The following is a 17,954-nucleotide window of genomic DNA, read 5'->3' as shown; positions in this document are numbered from 1 at the left end:
ATATTATGTTAATCGGAATATAGTATTGATAATTATTCTCATTAATATTGTGAAATAAGTATTGTTAAATGATAATCGCTATCGTTTTTATTCTCTCAATGTTAAATCATGTCATTTGTACGCTCAAAATTAAATTTAGCCATTCTTACGATTCTCTCAACTACAGTTTGTGCAAATGAAACAGAAATAAATTCAACAGCTAATGATGATTCAATCAAACTCAATACAATTGTAACGAATGCAACTGAGCAACAAGAAGTTGGAAAAACCCTTTATACGAAGGATGACTTAGACAAGACACCCAATAGTTCTAAGAACATTACTGATTTTTTAAAAGTAAATCCTAATGTGCAATTTGGTAATAATTTTAAAAGTGGCTTACAACAAGGTGAACTTAGCCCAGCCGAAATTAGCATCAATGGCGGTTTACCCTATGAAAATAAATTTCTAATCAATGGGATGAGCATTAACAATAATATTAACCCTGTGGGTGCAACAACATCGAACTCAAATAATGAACTACTCGGCTCTAGTCAAGCTGTTGCAGTCAATGCAGACCTGATTTGTAATATTAAACTGCTTGATAGCAATGTGAGCGCTGAATATGGTGAATTTACTGGCGGTGTAGTGAGTGCAGAAACCTGCGCACCAAAAACTAAGGTAGGCAAAATTCACGGTAATATTACCTATGATTATACATCTGATTCTTGGTCTAAAATCAACTTTCCTGATCCAGAAAGCCAACAGGAATTTGAAACCTCCAACAGTGAAAAAAATCAACCTTTCTTTACTAAACAAGGAGTCAGTGCAACACTGTATGGTAATCTCACAGACCAATTAGGTTTCAATGCTTTTGGCTCTTTTCGACATTCCTTAATTCCATTAAAAACGAATTTTATTGAGCCAGCAGAATTAGACCAAACACGTGCTGCGAGCAATTATGGTGTCGAACTCTTCTATACACCTTCAGATAAAACCTCATTAAAAATAGGAACTCAGCTATTTGAAAATAAAGGTGAGTACTTCAATGCTACATTTTTAAACTCAGAAAACACACAAATATCTGATAGTCAAAGTATTTATATCAATTTAAAAAATAAATTAAATGCTGTTCGGTTAGAACAAAAACTTAATTTTCAAACACAAAAAAACTCGCGAAAGGCAGAGCAAGATGCGTATGTGTGGGCTCGATCTTCAACAAAGAATTGGAATCCGAATTTAAGTACGCAATCTTATGGAAACTATGGTGCATTATCACAAGAAGAAAAAAAACTCGAATACTCAATCAAAGCCCTATTTGAACCAATAAACTTTGCGAACTCATCACACCAATTCAAAATGGGTGCAGGTTATGGTCATTATGAAGCGTATTGGGAAAGACCTGAAGTTTCTAATAATTATTACACAACTACTATCGCTTCGAAAAATATTGAAAACTTAAACTGTTACACTTCTGATGGTCGTCGTTATGATGCTTGTGACGAAGGTAATTCAATTGACGGGCAATATTTAACGCAACGATTTAAATATGATGCAGGACAAATCAATGTACGCCAAGATCGTTGGCATGCATATCTCGAAGATTCAATTTATGTTAATCCATTTATTCAATCTAGTTTAGGCTTACGAGCTGATTATGATTCACTGACTCAAAACACCAATATTGCACCTCGTAGTTCATTTGTTTTGAAGCCATTTGGCAATGATCAATTATTTATCACGGCTGGTTGGAATCGCTATTATGGTTTAAACGCATTCGCCAACGAATTACAAGCTCAACGAGGTCGATTACAGACAAAATTTAAGAGAAATAGTCTTTCTGAAGATTGGGAACTCGACCCGACGTTTATGCCATCCTTCAAATCAAGGTCAGAGCTGGATACGCCGTTTTCAGATGAATCTGTATTTGCTTTTAACACCAATATTTGGAACATCAATATTGGTTTAAAATATGTTCAGCGAGAGAACAAAGACCAATTACGCCAGCAGCAAGGTAATAAGTCTTATAACAACTCAGGAAAATCTGAAGCTGAAATATTAACTTTCTCTTTAAAAAATATTAAACCACTTGTATTTAAAAATTCTGTGCATTATTTAAGCCTAAATGCCGATATGACAGATACAAATCGTAATTTTGATAGCTATGAAAGCAACTACTACACAGGTACATCACAAATTTATTATGATGGCAAACTGATTAATGCTGAAGATAAACCCACTGATAATTTCAATACTCCATGGACAGTTAGACTAGATTGGAATATTGGTTTTAATAATATTCCTTTAAATATTAATCATTATCTTAGCTATCGTGCAGGGACACCAGGTATGAAAAAAACCCTGAGTACCAGTAAAACTGAATTTGTCTATGAACTCGATGGTATGAAATATGACACTTACACTGCATACAAAACGAAAAATGCTTTGAATTGGGATATGCGTACTACCTACACAATACCGAGTTCAAAGAATACGCAAACTATTTTTGGTTTAACCATTAATAATGTACTTAACCGTAAAAATAAGTATTTTTCTTCCAATACATCCTCAGTGACACCAACACCAAGTCCTGAAATCGGTCGTCAATTCATTGCAGATGTTACATTTAAGTTCTAACTCATGATTCCCATAGAGCACTTAGGTGCTCTTTTTCATTTATGCCACGTTAAACTTTTGGATTGCATAAAGAAAAAACAATTCAAGACTTGAAAAATATCAATTATCCTCGATATTACATAAAGTAATTCACTCAATCTTAGAATGAGCATATGAACAATCAAAACAAACCTGAAATTATTACGATAGAAGATCAAAGCTTTGGTAGCCATGTAGAACATTGGGCGCTGTTAACTGATGATCCGACTGTTCAGGTTCCAAAATGGTTGAGTGAAGCACTAAATGCACCTGTCATGCCGATGGGGATTTGTGCTGAAGAACAAGATATGGATCCGAATGTTTGGCTAATTCAAGGACCTAAACAACAACCTATCCAATTGGTTCAAGTCATTGCTGTAGAAGACAATAAACCTAAAGCAGTCAAAACAGCCTTCCCTACTTTTGATAGTCCTTATACGTTGAACGCGACGATTGAACGCATCATTACATGTAAGTCCAACACGCAAGCAGTGTTACAATTAAAAGTTAGTGATAATAGTGTGGTTTATGCTTTTGATAGCTTATACAGTGTTAACCAAATTCAATACCAAAAAAATCAATCTTATAAAGTCCAATTAAATGCGTGGGCTTATGAGCTAGAAAAAGTTGCTGATCAAGAACAAATTGTTGTGGATGATCCAGCTTCAATTAAACACCATCGTGCTTTAAATGAAATTTTGAGTGAACACAATGGTGTAGCGCCAGATAATTTACAGCAGCTGATTGATGCTTGGGAACCTAAATCAGATGCCGATAAAGAACCTGTAACGGTCGATTTTTCGAAAATGGTGGCTTACTTGTACGGTGAAACCATGGGTCAGGAAGATGAGGCCTGGTTCCAAGGAAAAGTGGTTGGCAAGACCCAAATGCAGTTCAACGATCAATTTTATCAACTTTATGATGTAACACTTATTTTAGAAGAAAACCAACCTGCTACACTTATTCGTATCGCGACTAAGGATGAGAATTATAAAAATTTCGAAATTGGTCAATATATTCGTGGAAATATATGGATTCAGGCGAATATTTATGCTAAAAATACATCAAATAAATAGGATTTAACTATAAAGTAATATTTAGGCTCCTAGATGAAAATTATACCGGAACAATCAACAGGCTTAATGGAACAAGCACGCCCTCGTATTCGAGTAGACAAGGGTGCTTACTGTTTCTTTTTCTTAGGTGTTTTCCTCGCTGCTTTTATTTTCCACTTTACCAATCTTATTCCAGCATTTTAATAAATTAGTGTTGATTACTTTCATCTGCGTTTTAGTGCATAAAAAAAAGCCTGTCATATGACAGGCTTTTTTACAAACTGATTTTTAAGCATTACGCTTCGCAAAATCATCCATAAATTTCACAAGAGCTTGTACACCCTCAAGTGGCACTGCATTGTAAATACTCGCACGCATACCACCTACTGAACGATGTCCTGCAAGATTTAATAAATTATTTTCCTCTGCTTCTTTCAGGAATTGCTTTTCAAGTTCAGGCTTCGCCAATGTAAATGGTACATTCATAATTGAACGATATTCTTTCGCAATTGGATTTGCATAGAAGTCACTTGAATCAATATAACCATACAACAATTCAGCTTTTTGCTGGTTCACTTGATGAATTGCCTCTACACCACCCTGTTCAAGCAACCATTCAAATACTAAGCCTGATAAATACCAAGCATAAGTAGACGGTGTATTCACCATAGAATCATTCTTCGCTTGCGCTGAATACTTCAAAATGCTCGGAATTTCTTCTTTTGCTTGGTCTAATAAATCATCACGAATGATTACCAAAGTTAAACCAGCAGGACCGATATTTTTTTGCGCACCCGCGTAAATAAGACCGAACTTTGAAACATCAATTGGTGCCGACAAAATACTAGAAGATAAATCTGCAACCAGTGGTTTATCCGTAGTTGGGATATTTTTAAATTGAATACCACCAATCGTTTCGTTATCGGCATAATGAACATAGGCAGCATCAGCAGATAAATTCCATGTACTTTCATCAGAAATTGCAAGATTACCATCTGCATCTTTAATACCAGCTTCGATCACGTTAATTTCGCCATAACGTTTTGCTTCTTTTAAAGCTTTTTCAGACCAAATGCCAGTATGGATATAATCTGCTTTGTTATTTTTCCCTAATAGATTCAATGGAATCGCAGAGAATTGTAGAGAAGCACCACCCTGTAAGAAAAGCACTTTGTAGTTCTCAGGAATATTCATCAACTTGCGTAAGTCTGCTTCTGCTTTTTCAGCAACAGCGACGTAGTCTGCACTACGATGACTCATTTCCATGATTGATAGGCCCTTACCCTGCCAATCAAGCATCTCAGCTTGAGCTTTTTCTAATACAGCAGTAGGTAATGCAGCAGGACCAGCACAGAAGTTGTACGCGCGCATGATTTTTCCTTTCAGAGTGAAACACAATAAAATGATGGCATTTAACCACAGATAACCATAGCTTGCAGTATATTCAACTTAAATAATTTCAATCTTGTTTTCACACTAAAGCTATTTTTTCAATAAGCTCTACATTTATCAGAGATTTATGTTTACTATATTTTGAGAGACACCGTAGTTAGTAAGTTTAAATCGCTCACTACAACAGCTCTCAATCTGACAAAATTTATTATGACTATTTCGTTGTATTGTCTTTCATTTCAAGCGAACACTTAAAACATCTCACCATTATAAAGCGCATCAGTATTTACAGCTGAATGTTTTGTTTATGAACAATATTCCTCAGATTCCCCTCTCTCCTTCATTCAGCTGAAATGAAAGGGTTCACTACATGCTGTTATAAACAGTGCTATTACAATCAGCAAGCTATAATTAAATTTGAGTTTCATTTTTAATTAAAATTCTTTTTTAGACTATTGTTAATTAAAAAAGGACGCTTCAGCGTCCTTTTTTAATTCCTACAAATTATTCATCTGTAGATTTTTCATCGCTATCAGTCGTATCAATTTCTTGAGTATCTACTGATTCATTAGATTCAATTGAAGCCTCTTCACCTTCAACTGATTCTATAAAATCATCTTCCTCAACAGCTTCAATCGCTTCAACACCAACCAATGTCTCGTTTTCACCTAAGCGGATTAAACGTACACCTTGTGCATTACGACCCGTCTGAGCAATTTCAGATGCACGAGTACGTACTAGCGTACCACCATCAGAAATCAGCATGACTTCTTTGCTGACATCGATCGCTACCGCACCAACTAGCTCACCATTACGATCAGATGTCTTGATCGCAATGACGCCTTTACCACCACGTTTCTTGGTCGGGAAGTCATCCACTGGCGTACGCTTACCGTAACCATTTGCTGAAGCACAAAGCACTTCACCTGTTTCCGGAACAACGACTAATGAAACAATACGGCTTAGGAAATTAGAATCCGTATCTTCATCTTCTGAATCTACATCATTATCTTCAATTTCTTCCGCTTGAGCCAATCCAATGGTGACACGCATACCACGTACACCTTTCGCAGATCGACCCATTGCACGTACATCAGTTTCTGCAAATCGAATCGCTTTACCTTCATTCGAGAACAACATAATTTGTTGTTCACCATCAGTAATCGCAACACCAATTAAACGGTCATCTCCAGCTAACTCGATTGCACGTAAACCATTTGAACGTACATTAGAGAACTGCTCAAGTTCAACTCGCTTGATCGTACCGTATTCAGTTGCCATAAAGACATAGAAGTTTTTACGTAAGTTTTCTGCAAGCTCAGCAAATTCAACTACTACTTCATCATCAAGATCTGTAGTTGATAATTCAACTCCTAACTCTTTCAGATGTGTACGCAATTCGTCCGATAGATCGTCACCATCTGCTAGATCAGCAAATGATTTTTCTAATGCATCATAGTGTGCAGCAATGATTTCGTTTTGCTGTAATTGAGCTTGATGAGATTTAACAAACTGACGGAAATCGGCTAGACGTTCTTTAAATTTCTTCGGTGCATCAATCACTGGCAGAATAGCAGTAATTGTCTCATTTTCATCTAATGGCAATAAGTTCACCATAGGACGACCTTTTGCACCACGAGAAGCTTGAGGCACTTCAAAAACTTTTAAGCGATAGACTTTACCGACATTGGTAAAGCATAAAACTGTTGCATGGTTAGATGTCACAATCAAATGTTGAATGTAATCATCTTCTTTCATAGACGTTGCTGATTTACCACGCCCACCACGACGTTGCGCAGCATAATCAGAAAGTGGCTGTGTTTTCGCATAGCCTGATTGAGAAACGGTTAAAACAACTTGTTCTTCTGGAATTAAATCCTCACGAGAGAAATCTACACGAGATTCTACAATCGCAGTACGACGCTCATCACCATATTGCTGAAGAATAAGTGCAAGTTCTTCACGAATCACATTCATCAACAATTCAAAATCATTAAGAATTGCTGTCAACTCTGCAATTTGTGCCAAAATTTCAGAATATTCTGCATGCAGCTTATCTTGTTCTAAACCAGTTAAACGATGCAAACGTAATTCTAAAATTGCACCCACTTGAGTTGGTGAGAGACGATAAATATTGCCAGATAATCCAAACGGTTTATTAGGATCTTCGCCTTCAATTTCATCTGGGCGAACAGAAACTGAACCTGCTTTTTCTAATAAAGCAACTACGCCACCTGCAGACCATTCTCCTGCTTGCAAACGTTCACGTGCTTCTTGCGGATTCGCAGAGGTTTTAATGGTTTCAATGATGGCATCAATATTTGCTAAAGCAACCGTTAAACCTTCCAAGATATGACCACGTTCACGTGCCTTACGTAATTCGAACATCGTACGACGTGTTACAACTTCTTGACGATGGCGAATGAAAGCAGCAATGATATCCTTTAAATTCATCAGCTTTGGCTGGCCATTATCCAAGCAAACCATATTAATACTGAATGAATTTTGAAGCTGAGTATTTTGGAATAAATTATTGACAATTACTTCAGCGTTCTCACCACGCTTTAAGTCAATTGCAATACGCATACCTTCTTTATCAGATTCATCGCGTAACTCTGAAATACCTTCGAGCTTCTTCTCTTTCACAAGTTCAGCAATACGTTCAATCGTTTTTGCTTTGTTCACTTGATATGGAATTTCAGTGAATACAATCGTTGTGCGACCTGTTTTTTGGTCTTCTTCTAAATGGTACTTACCACGAATAAATAAACGACCTTTACCAGTACGATAAGCATCAACAATACCTGATTTACCGTAAATGATACCGCCTGTAGGAAAGTCTGGACCCGAAATATGCTCCATCAATCCTTCAATACTGATATTCGGATTATTGGCATAGGCTAAGCACGCATTGACCACTTCAGTCATATTATGCGGCGCCATATTGGTTGCCATACCTACAGCAATACCCGTGACACCATTAATGAGTAAATTTGGCACACGAGTTGGCATAACTTGTGGAATACGCTCTGAACCGTCGTAGTTATCTTCCCACTCTACTGTATCTTTTTCTAAATCAGCTAACAGTTCATGCGTTAATTTACGCATACGCACTTCGGTATAACGCATCGCTGCTGCACTGTCACCATCGACAGAGCCAAAGTTACCCTGACCATCAACCAACTGATAACGTAAACTGAAATCTTGTGCCATACGAACGATTGTTTCGTATACAGCAGAGTCACCATGAGGATGGTATTTACCTATCACGTCACCGACTACACGTGCAGACTTTTTGTAAGCTTTGTTATAGTCATTGCCTAATTCGTGCATTGCGAAAAGCACACGACGATGAACAGGTTTTAAACCATCTCGTACATCGGGCAATGCACGTGACACAATCACGCTCATCGCATAATCGAGATATGAGCTTTTAAGTTCATCCTCAATGGCAATCGGTCTAATTTCCGATACGCTCATGCATACTCCTTATTCTACAAGCCAATTTTGGCTTGTATTTATATGTCGTAAAACTAGCAAAATCATTAACTCAAACGACTGAGTTAAAACTAAAATACAGCCCTAAATTATAGCATAAACACTTGTATTTTTGTGTCGAAATATTCAGCCTAACCTTGTTAATTATCTTCATTTTAGCGATCATTTTCTTGTTATTTCAAAACCAAAAATTAGCGCATCCAGACAGGATTTTTCAAAATCCAAAATTTTGAGAAATACATTAGTACAAAAAAAATGCGCCAATCAACTGGCGCATCTTCATAATTTTTTCTATATTTTTATTGTGCCTGGTTCAGTACTTTACGATAGCTCAGCACAGCCACAATCAATAGAACTGGCAATAACATCTCCACCCCTTCCTCAATGGTCATAATCATGATTTGAGTATGCAGCACCAACTGGATGCCGAATTCATCTTTCAGGGTTGAGGTCGTGCGATCCAGCACTTTGCTTAGTCCGCCACAGGCAATGGTGAGGAAAATAAAAAAATGTGCAATATTCAATGAATCTTTCATGCTTTGTATGGTTTGAACCAATTTTTTCGCCAATACCAGAAAGACAAAGATAATGCCGAGCAATAAAATAAATCCGAGTAGCTTATCCATGAGCGGAATTTCAGCACTACGATAGAAATTAGTTTTGATAAAACTCATTTCAAACACCTGCTTATGAAAATCCATTTCCCGTAATCCCAACAATGTCGCTGCTATAGCCGTAAATACTCGGGTATGGGGTTTGATTTCAACATTAAGCAAACACAGCACTGCCAGCAAGTACCATAACCATGGACTCATGACTTCAAAAGCACCTGACTCACTAAATAAATACTGAGTCACCTCAGGCGGTGCATTCAAGGCAGTATGAATACAAATACCAAGATAAAGCGCAATCAGCAGAAAACTAATGAACAGGATATGGACGGCTTTGGAAAAGGGCATGATTAAAAACAGAAGAAAAAGCAAACTGTGATTTTATCACTTTTCATACAAATGAAATACTCTAGTTTCGATTGTCGAGTACTTTTAAAATTTTTGCATAAAAAAACGCCCTTACACAAAGCAGTAAAACATTGCTTTCACTGCTTGCACAAGAGCATTTTTAAACTGTGTTCAGGAATTAGATTTTAGAAACCAATTCTGGAACCACTGTATTTAAGTCACCTACTAACCAGTAGTCAGCTACTGCATTAATTGGAGCTTCTTCATCCTTATTGATCGCAACGATCACTTTAGAATCTTTCATACCTGCCAAGTGCTGAATCGCACCAGAGATACCTACAGCGATATAAAGGTCTGGCGCAACGATTTTACCCGTTTGACCAACTTGCATATCGTTTGGAACGAAACCAGCATCAACTGCTGCACGAGATGCACCTTGAGCTGCACCAAGCTTATCAGCTAATGGATCAAGTACTTTATGGTAGTTCTCACCAGAACCTACACCACGTCCACCAGATACAACAATGCGAGCTGCTGTTAATTCTGGACGTTCTGATTTTACGATTTCTTCAGATAAGAACTTAGAAATACCCGCATCACCAGTAGAAGTGGCAGCTTCAACCGCAGCAGATCCACCTTCAGCAGCAACTGCATCAAACGCTGTACCACGAACTGTACCAACAACAACTGATTCACCAGACTCTACAGTTGCAATCGCGTTACCAGCATAGATTGGACGCTTGAAAGTTTTAGGACCATCAACTGCAATAATGTCAGTAATCATACTTACATCAAGAAGTGCAGCAGCACGTGGAAGTACGTTTTTGCCCGTCGTTGTAGACGCCGCAAGAATGTGTGAATAACCTGTACCAATTGAAGCAACAAGCTTCGCTACATTTTCAGCCAATTGGTTTGCATATGCAGCATCATCAGCTAAAAGAACTTTGCTTACACCAGCAACTTTAGCAGCTTCATCAGCAACTGCTTGAGCGCCTGAACCAGCAACTAATACAGTGATATCACCACCGATTTTTTGAGCCGCAGCTACAACGTTTAAAGTTGCACCGTTAAGTGCTTTGTTGTCGTGCTCAGCGATTACTAAAATACTCATGATTTTTATCCTTCTGTATTAGATCACTTTCGCTTCATTTTTTAGTTTTTCAACAAGCTCATCAACAGACTTCACTTGAACACCAGCTTTACGTTCAGCAGGCGCTTCAACTTTAACAGTCTTAAGCTTAGTTGCAGGATTAACACCAAAATCTGCAGGAGATTTAGTATCAAGCGGTTTCTTACGTGCTTTCATGATGTTTGGTAGAGCAGCATAACGTGGCTCATTCAAACGTAAGTCAGTCGTAATGATCGCTGGAAGTGCTAGTTCAACAGTTTGTAAACCACCGTCGATTTCACGAGTCACTTGTACTTTATCGCCTTCAACTTTAACTTCTGAAGCAAATGTACCTTGACCAGCACCAAGTAATGCACCAAGCATCTGACCAACTTGGTTAGAGTCGTCATCAATTGCTTGTTTACCAAGAAGGATAAGTTGTGGCTGTTCAGCGTCTACAACGCCTTTAAGAATCTTCGCAACTTCTAAAGCACCAAGTTGGCTGTCATCAGCTTCAACTAGGATACCGCGGTCTGCACCAAGCGCCATTGCAGAACGGATTTGTTCTTGCGCTTCTTTAGGACCAATAGAAACAACAACGATTTCTGAAACAGTTCCTTTTTCTTTTAAGCGAACCGCTTCTTCCACTGCGATTTCACAGAATGGGTTAATTGACATTTTAACGTTAGTAAGGTCAACCCCACTATTGTCCGGCTTTACGCGAACTTTAACGTTGGCATCAACCACACGTTTTACAGCAACAAGAGCCTTCATGTAATCCTCGGCTGTTTTAACAGAAGTAAATATTCAGAAAAGTTATAATAACTCTTCATTTAAAATTTTTAGGTGTCCTATCTTGCAATGTGTTTGGCATTTCGGTCAAGTCACAATTCACAAAACTGCTGTAAAAAAGCGTAATTTTCGTTGAACGGAGCGTTCACAAAATTATTTTGTTAATAAATTTGTCAGCTTTTCAATATTTTTTGTAAAAAATTAAACTTTGATTTTTAATATTTTTTTAATTTATTAACTACATCAGTTGAATTGATGCAGTAGACTCTTATTTTACGTTGAAATGTGTTGGCGTAAATCACCAAATTTTAGGTAAAAAATGTCATAACAGACATTAAAAAAAACAATAATAGCCATTCTTTTTGAGTGTAATTTAATCAAATTCTATTCCAGCTGAATAGAAAGCGCAAAAATCAGTTTGCGCTTTTTTAATGTTAATTCACAATGAGCCATGTTGCTGCCAATGAAAGCATCACTCCCGAACCTCCATCAATCCATTTTTGACGTTTTTCATTTATCCCTGTTTTCTGTGTCAAAAATGCAAATACAAAACTCAATGATGAATAAATAATTAAGCATAATCCAATGAAGATTAGGGATAAGACAATCCCCTGTCCCATAATCGAAGAGGTATGCTGGTTAATAAATTGAGGCAAAATCGCAAAATAAATAAGCATACCTTTAGGATTAAGTAAGGATGTTATAAAACCGCGTCGAATCGGACTAATGACCTGACTTTGTTTAATTTCAATATTTTTGTGATTAAGCGCAGATCGAATCAAATTAAATGCCAAATAAAGCAAATAACAGATTCCTAACCATTTGATCGTTTCAAAAATAATAGGGAAAGAAATAATGATAGCCGCAATACCCACAACGACTAAAAAAGAATGGACGAAATAACCCAAACACACCCCTAAAGTCGCCATAACGCCTGCTTTCGCATTTTTACCCATTACCTGTGACAGAATAAATAACATATCCGGACCAGGCGTAAAAATAAGAGGGATAACTGTCAAAGCAAATAACCAATAGGTAGACATTTTCTTTCTTCCATCATTAATGAAAATGAAAAAAAAGTATCTTCGAATTTACATAAAATAGGATTTCAAATATTCTATTTATTCTTTAATTTTTAGAATTTAATTCCAATATATGAAAATAATATCTAAATCAATTTCAGTTAAATTAGATCGTATCGATAAAAGTATCATTCATGAACTTCAAACCAACGGTCGAATTCAAAATAATGATTTAGCCAAAGAGATTGGCTTATCACCATCCTCTTGTTTAAGACGCGTAAAAATTCTCGAAGATGCTGGAGTCATCCAGCAATACACAACCATTGTTGATCCTCAAAAAATCGGATTACAACTTATTCTATTTTCGCGTATTTGGTTGGTGGGACAAGACGCTGAAACCATCGATACTTTTATTGAAGCGATGAAAGAACTCCCTCAAGTCATGGAGTGCTATATTATTTTGGGCGAATGTGATGCGATGTTAAAAGTTGTCGTACCTGATTTGGAGAACTATCGTAAATTTCAGTCAGAACACTTAACCAAAAAAAATGGGATTACCAGTGTGAAAACGGATTTACCCAGTCAAATCATTAAACAAAGCTATCAACTGCCCCTGCAATCAATTTAATACCATTAAGCAATCGATCCGACTGACTTTTCAGATCGGACCGATTATCCATTTTGATCAAGTTAAAAAGTTAAATGTTCAATGCTTTAAGTTTTTTCAACCTCGATTTTTTCATTCAAAATTTTTTCTAAAAGTACATGCTGATCCACTGATTCACTCAATTTAGGATCACAAATTTTGAGTCTTCGTTTCAGCTCTTCCTGCAAATACAATTGATCCTCAAGCTCCAATTCAGTTTGACTAAGTTGCTGCGCAAAATACCGAATCACACCTTCAAGTCGTTGATTTTGCTTCAATATAACGTATGCATAACCCAATACAAGCCCTTTGAAAATTTCCTGATAAGGCTTACCACGTTGAAAATTGTATGCCAATGAAGATAGTACCCGCTCACCAAAACCTAACTTACGATATGGGTCTCGCGCCACTCGATCACATGGGTCTTTATAAGCCGTCTCACAAGAGTCGATAAAACTCTTTGCCAATAGTTCTAAATTTTCTTTTCGATGTGGTAGTAGATCCTTTAATCCAACTTTAACCTCATGGAGTACTGCCAACATAAATTTAGAAATTTGCTCATCAGACAGTGCAATCCCGATCGTTTCATATTGTCGAAAACTTGCAGCCCATGCTGTCATTGCATGCACACCATTCCACATGCGATTTTTGATTAACTGTATCTCTTCAATCTCTTCAACCAGAATCATTTGGCGCATTTTTGCCAATAAAGGACTATTATTTTCCACATAAAGTGGCATATCTGTTTCGGCATGAAATAAGATTAATTCTAGATTCTGTAGAATATGCGCCGATTTGAATTTTTCGTATAGATCGTCAATATACTGAGTAGCCAATTGTTCTTGTTCAGCATTTAAACGCGTCCCTTCATCCACATCCGTCACGTCTAAATCATGCTCATCCTGCACATGCCTAAAAATGTTGTATTTGATTTTTAACTGTCTAAATAATTTTTGATCTGTAATTTTCGCTACCATTCGATTGACTACTGTATCGCAAAAATAGTGCTGCGACATGATGATATTGACCGTCTTCGCATCCGTAATTTCATGCAAAGCACTACAAATCTGTTGTTCAATTAATGATTTTGCGCCTACTTTGTTCAAAACAATTAAAACTGTTAGAGGATTCAACTGTTCTTCAAAATGGATATAACGTGCATACAACCCTTGAGCAATGGTTTTAGCCTCTTGCTCGATTGCCTTTTCAGGTAAACACAGTGCAATTAAACTTGATTCAATATACATGTGCTGCATCATTTCAATATTTGATGCATCTATGACAGTTATATTGTCTATTCGCTCGTCATGAGAGTGTTGCCCATAACGGATACTGTAACCACCAAATGTATTTACACTATTTCTATAGAGCGAATTCCGCGTTGAAGCATAGATCTGTTTTGGTCGAGTATATCCATCCCAATGAGACAATACTTGGGCAATATAGCCACCACCTATTGCCCCAAAACCATGTATCCCCACGACATGCTGATTTAAAGTCTGAGGAAAAGAGTCAAATAGAGCAGGCATTTTTAATTTTGGTGTAAATTGATTCAAATCTTCCAGAAAATCATGCATGCTTTCGTAAAAGAAATTCGCTTTTTCGAGCATGGTTGAATTAGGTTCTTTGATATCTTGAAGTAATACCGTTAATCCACCCGCTTCAAACGCCGACATCACTCCATTTTCTGAGTCTTCAAACATTAAACATAAAGTTGGATCAATGTTCAGTTGCTCAGCAGCTTTTAAGAAAATTTCTGGGTGTGGTTTTCCATTATCAACCTCATCGCCGCATACGATAATGTCGAAAAACTTATATACATTGGCATTGATTAAATACTCTTCAGCTATTTCACGTCGACTCGAAGTTGCTACTGCCATTTTCAGATTGGACTTTCTTAAACGTTCAAGAACTTGCATGAGTCCAAATTTAATCGGCACTCCGTATTTTCTTACATGCTCAAGTTCTAGCTGATCTGCTCGCTTTCTGATTTCCGCATACGGTACTTCTTGACCATATTGCTGATTTGCCAGTTTTTCGGCACTACGAGCACTTAAACCCAAACAAGATAATAAATAGGCGTCTGTAAATTCGACACCAATGAGTTCTAATGATGCTTGCTTCAACGTTTGAAAACGAAGTCGCTCCGTATCAAACATTGTGCCATCCATATCAAAAATGGCGGCATGGATATTATTTTCATGAAATTTAATCATTTACCCCTCTCCAAAAAAATTCAAAATTATTAGACAAGTGTAAAGAATTTGACTGAATCGAATGAGCAGAATAAATATATGAAACAAAATTGAACGTTATTTAATCAATAATTTTATCTTTATGTATTGAGTTGTTGGAAACGGGTAAATTTAATTTTCTATAAAGTAACAGAGCTAAAATTATTAGCCCTGTTTTTTAAATGATTTTTTTCAAACTTGATTGAGCGCCGCCAAGTAATCACGATGGACGTGACTCAATTCAATAATAGGATATTGTTCTAGTTCAAAAATTTTCCAAACTTCAATAAAGTCTTCTTTCAAATCAACTCCTTGATCTGCAATAGGTCTTTCTTGCCATTGCTGATCAGAAATCCACAAATAAGTCTTAGATGCTATTGGATCAATCGCTTGGATTTTTCCTTCAGTATTAATACCCTGCACATAGGCATTGTTGGGGAGAGCGGCCTCAATCATCGGTAAATTGATTTCCACAAAATGTTTCACCTGACGTAAACCATAACCTGCAAAAATGTCTTTTTGTGCTGAAGAGAGTTGCTGATACTTTTGATCAATATTGTCAATCATGGCTTGACCTAATCATTCCTGCAAAATATTTTTTAATTTGTATACAACTTAAATCCATCTATTAAAGTTATACCTTAAAAATCGTATTAAAAAAAATTAATTCGAAAAATTTAAGCTAAAGTTTAAGGGAAAATTATTTTTAAAAGCGCAGCTTTCAAAAGCTCAATCCCAACAATACATTATTTTTCAAATAATTTTATTCGCATTAAATTAACGCATTTTATTTATATCAATGGTTATTAGCTATTTTCTGGAGCATAAAACTGTAAATTTCATTTATTTTTAGAGTGGCACATTCATTGCTTAACCAGTTTGAACTTAATCTGGGGAATGCACATGATCACATTTAAAAAAACTCTGCTTGTTGTCACGATAGCAACTTTCTTAACAGCCTGTGGTGACAATGAAAGTAGCACAAATAATTCTAACACGCCGCCGCCTGTCCCGTTTAATCCTGTAGAAGCAACCATTAGTGATTTGCATAACTCGATTTTAACCAAAGGTTCATCTTGTGTTGATGTTGTGCAAGGATATTTAAATCGTATATCAGCTTACGATCGACAAGGTCCAGAGCTCAATAGCATTATTTCTTTAAACCCAAATGCACTTAAAGAAGCAGAAGTGCTCGACCAACAATTTGCAAAAAATTCGAAACTTTCAGGACCTCTTCACTGTGTCACTGTACTCGCTAAAGACAATATTGATGCTGTAGATATGGCGAACACAGCAGGTTCTGTAGCATTAAAAGATAATTTTCCACATGATGATGCCTATATCATAAAAAATATCAAAGAAAATGGCGGAATCATTTTAGGAAAAGCCAATCTTGATGAGTTCGCTTTCGGCTTTGGTGGAAAATCAACTATAGGTGATCAAACTAAAAATGTGTATGACTTAAGTAAAGGCCCAGGTGGTTCATCATCAGGAACTGGCGCTGCCATATCTGCAAGTTTTGCAATGGTGGGAATAGGAACTGATACGGGAGGGTCAATTCGTGTGCCTTCATCAGTACAGGGTCTTGTCGGTTTACGACCATCTTTACGTCTTTTGAGCCAAGATGGAATTATTCCACTGGCACCAACTCAAGATACTGCTGGACCAATGTGTAGACAAGCTATTGACTGTGCAAAATTAATGGATGCAATGATCGGATTTGATAGCTCATTAAGTTCAAATCAACGTAGTGAATTTGCACGTACTTCTCCTCTTCTAAAATCAGAGTCTGCTTACAGCGAATTGATTAATCAACCGAATAGCTACGTTCCTCATGACACTGTAAGTCTTGTAGGAAAGCGTATTGGTATAGTACAAGCACTTTACCCTTCCGAAGGTTCAACCACTCAACAGAAAGAAGACTACAATCTCGTTAAAGAAGCAATGGATAACGCAATTACTAAACTTGAAGAGGCAGGAGCGACTGTAGAAATAGTTACAATAAGCGATCTAAATACAATTTTGACACGTTATTCGAGTCTTTCAAGTGCTGAATTTAAAATATCACTTACAGAATATCTAAAGACCACAAGAAGTATTTACCAATCGTATGAAGATTTACTCGCTAGTGAACTAATGATCCGTAACTTCAGCGGCTATAATTCTGATCCAACAAGTGCATCATATATTGAGAATTATGAGCGCAACACCACTGAAAGAAGTCCTTTCGTGCGCTTACGCATGAATAGCGCTTTAAATAATGTTGAACTAGATGGTACTCGTAAAGGCTTACAATACGACGCTTTAGCCTACCCTTCTATTACTGGGTTTGCTGGCAATTTAGGAAGTAGCCCGACCACAGGTACAAATAATCGCCTAAGTCCGTTTAGTGGTTTTCCTGCATTATCTATGCCTGCTAAATCAGTGAACTCAAGTCGCAGTAGTTATCCTATGAATGTTAACATCGAGTTTATTGCTCGTGAATTTGATGAGCCGACTTTATTTGAAATCGCAGTCGCATTCCAAAAAGTGAATCCCGCACGTATGATACCTATACACACACCAGCACTTTAAACAGATAACTTTATCATTCAGTACAGTATTAAGTATATTC

13 protein-coding genes are annotated in these 17,954 nt (G+C 36.9%); 5 read left to right on the top strand and 8 right to left on the bottom strand.

What is annotated here, in order from left to right:
- The first annotated feature begins 108 nt into the window (after window positions 1–108).
- The 3 genes from AC1M89_RS00445 (at window position 109) to AC1M89_RS00435 (ending at window position 3,893) form a co-directional block, all read left to right on the top strand.
- Window positions 109–2,616 (top strand): TonB-dependent receptor plug domain-containing protein, encoded by a 2,508-nt coding sequence (locus tag AC1M89_RS00445; protein WP_481613694.1) that lies wholly within the window; start codon window positions 109–111, stop codon window positions 2,614–2,616.
- Between the two features lie 152 nt (window positions 2,617–2,768).
- Window positions 2,769–3,710, top strand: coding sequence for a hypothetical protein (locus AC1M89_RS00440; protein WP_035266435.1), 942 nt, complete (start codon window positions 2,769–2,771; stop codon window positions 3,708–3,710).
- A 33-nt stretch (window positions 3,711–3,743) separates the two neighbouring features.
- On the top strand, window positions 3,744–3,893 hold the full coding sequence (locus AC1M89_RS00435; protein ID WP_171076764.1) for a hypothetical protein: 150 nt from the start codon (window positions 3,744–3,746) through the stop codon (window positions 3,891–3,893).
- Window positions 3,894–3,977: 84 nt separating this feature from the next.
- On the opposite strand, the gene serC is transcribed toward AC1M89_RS00435, so the two are convergent.
- The 6 genes from serC to AC1M89_RS00405 form a co-directional block, all read right to left on the bottom strand.
- Window positions 3,978–5,060: a 3-phosphoserine/phosphohydroxythreonine transaminase gene (gene serC / locus AC1M89_RS00430; RefSeq protein ID WP_035266433.1), complete on the bottom strand. Its 1,083-nt coding sequence runs from the start codon at window positions 5,058–5,060 to the stop codon at window positions 3,978–3,980.
- A gap of 525 nt (window positions 5,061–5,585) precedes the next feature.
- Window positions 5,586–8,561 carry a DNA gyrase subunit A gene (gene gyrA, locus AC1M89_RS00425; RefSeq protein ID WP_481609381.1) on the bottom strand — a complete coding sequence of 992 codons (2,976 nt, stop codon included), beginning with the start codon at window positions 8,559–8,561 and terminating at the stop codon, window positions 5,586–5,588.
- A 317-nt stretch (window positions 8,562–8,878) separates the two neighbouring features.
- Complete coding sequence (locus tag AC1M89_RS00420) at window positions 8,879–9,538, bottom strand: hypothetical protein (RefSeq protein WP_481613693.1); 660 nt, start codon at window positions 9,536–9,538, stop codon at window positions 8,879–8,881.
- A gap of 178 nt (window positions 9,539–9,716) precedes the next feature.
- Entirely contained in the window at window positions 9,717–10,649 is a 933-nt protein-coding gene (locus AC1M89_RS00415) for an FAD-binding protein (RefSeq protein WP_481609379.1), read from the bottom strand.
- An 18-nt stretch (window positions 10,650–10,667) separates the two neighbouring features.
- Window positions 10,668–11,420: an electron transfer flavoprotein subunit beta/FixA family protein gene (locus AC1M89_RS00410; RefSeq protein WP_035266425.1), complete on the bottom strand. Its 753-nt coding sequence runs from the start codon at window positions 11,418–11,420 to the stop codon at window positions 10,668–10,670.
- 452 nt (window positions 11,421–11,872) lie between these two features.
- Entirely contained in the window at window positions 11,873–12,481 is a 609-nt protein-coding gene (locus AC1M89_RS00405) for a LysE family translocator (RefSeq protein ID WP_035266421.1), read from the bottom strand.
- A 112-nt stretch (window positions 12,482–12,593) separates the two neighbouring features.
- Between AC1M89_RS00405 and AC1M89_RS00400 the strand changes: the two genes are divergently transcribed.
- The gene (locus AC1M89_RS00400; RefSeq protein ID WP_092765973.1) at window positions 12,594–13,088 is read left to right on the top strand and encodes an Lrp/AsnC family transcriptional regulator; all 495 of its coding nucleotides are present in this window, start codon (window positions 12,594–12,596) and stop codon (window positions 13,086–13,088) included.
- Window positions 13,089–13,174: 86 nt separating this feature from the next.
- Here the strand turns inward: AC1M89_RS00400 and mtlD are convergent, their stop codons facing one another.
- Together mtlD and AC1M89_RS00390 are read right to left on the bottom strand one after the other, a co-directional pair.
- Window positions 13,175–15,322, bottom strand: coding sequence for a bifunctional mannitol-1-phosphate dehydrogenase/phosphatase (gene mtlD, locus AC1M89_RS00395; protein WP_481613692.1), 2,148 nt, complete (start codon window positions 15,320–15,322; stop codon window positions 13,175–13,177).
- A gap of 210 nt (window positions 15,323–15,532) precedes the next feature.
- Window positions 15,533–15,907 carry a hypothetical protein gene (locus AC1M89_RS00390; RefSeq protein WP_481588525.1) on the bottom strand — a complete coding sequence of 125 codons (375 nt, stop codon included), beginning with the start codon at window positions 15,905–15,907 and terminating at the stop codon, window positions 15,533–15,535.
- 336 nt (window positions 15,908–16,243) lie between these two features.
- Between AC1M89_RS00390 and AC1M89_RS00385 the strand changes: the two genes are divergently transcribed.
- Entirely contained in the window at window positions 16,244–17,914 is a 1,671-nt protein-coding gene (locus AC1M89_RS00385; protein ID WP_481613691.1) for an amidase family protein, read from the top strand.
- Window positions 17,915–17,954 lie beyond the last annotated feature (40 nt).

Source organism: Acinetobacter sp. ANC_7635 (genome assembly GCF_056779945.1).
Note: the sequence above shows the minus strand (reverse complement) of the source record. Positions and strands in the feature narration are given on the sequence as shown.

Coding starts and splice junctions, on each gene's coding strand:
- AC1M89_RS00440 (WP_035266435.1), top strand. CDS start 2,769: ATGAACAATCAAAACAAACCTGAAATTATTACGATAGAAGATCAAAGC.
- gyrA (WP_481609381.1), bottom strand. CDS start 8,561: ATGAGCGTATCGGAAATTAGACCGATTGCCATTGAGGATGAACTTAAA.
- AC1M89_RS00410 (WP_035266425.1), bottom strand. CDS start 11,420: ATGAAGGCTCTTGTTGCTGTAAAACGTGTGGTTGATGCCAACGTTAAA.
- AC1M89_RS00415 (WP_481609379.1), bottom strand. CDS start 10,649: ATGAGTATTTTAGTAATCGCTGAGCACGACAACAAAGCACTTAACGGT.
- AC1M89_RS00405 (WP_035266421.1), bottom strand. CDS start 12,481: ATGTCTACCTATTGGTTATTTGCTTTGACAGTTATCCCTCTTATTTTT.
- AC1M89_RS00445 (WP_481613694.1), top strand. CDS start 109: ATGTCATTTGTACGCTCAAAATTAAATTTAGCCATTCTTACGATTCTC.
- AC1M89_RS00420 (WP_481613693.1), bottom strand. CDS start 9,538: ATGCCCTTTTCCAAAGCCGTCCATATCCTGTTCATTAGTTTTCTGCTG.
- AC1M89_RS00385 (WP_481613691.1), top strand. CDS start 16,244: ATGATCACATTTAAAAAAACTCTGCTTGTTGTCACGATAGCAACTTTC.
- serC (WP_035266433.1), bottom strand. CDS start 5,060: ATGCGCGCGTACAACTTCTGTGCTGGTCCTGCTGCATTACCTACTGCT.
- mtlD (WP_481613692.1), bottom strand. CDS start 15,322: ATGATTAAATTTCATGAAAATAATATCCATGCCGCCATTTTTGATATG.
- AC1M89_RS00435 (WP_171076764.1), top strand. CDS start 3,744: ATGAAAATTATACCGGAACAATCAACAGGCTTAATGGAACAAGCACGC.
- AC1M89_RS00400 (WP_092765973.1), top strand. CDS start 12,594: ATGAAAATAATATCTAAATCAATTTCAGTTAAATTAGATCGTATCGAT.
- AC1M89_RS00390 (WP_481588525.1), bottom strand. CDS start 15,907: ATGATTGACAATATTGATCAAAAGTATCAGCAACTCTCTTCAGCACAA.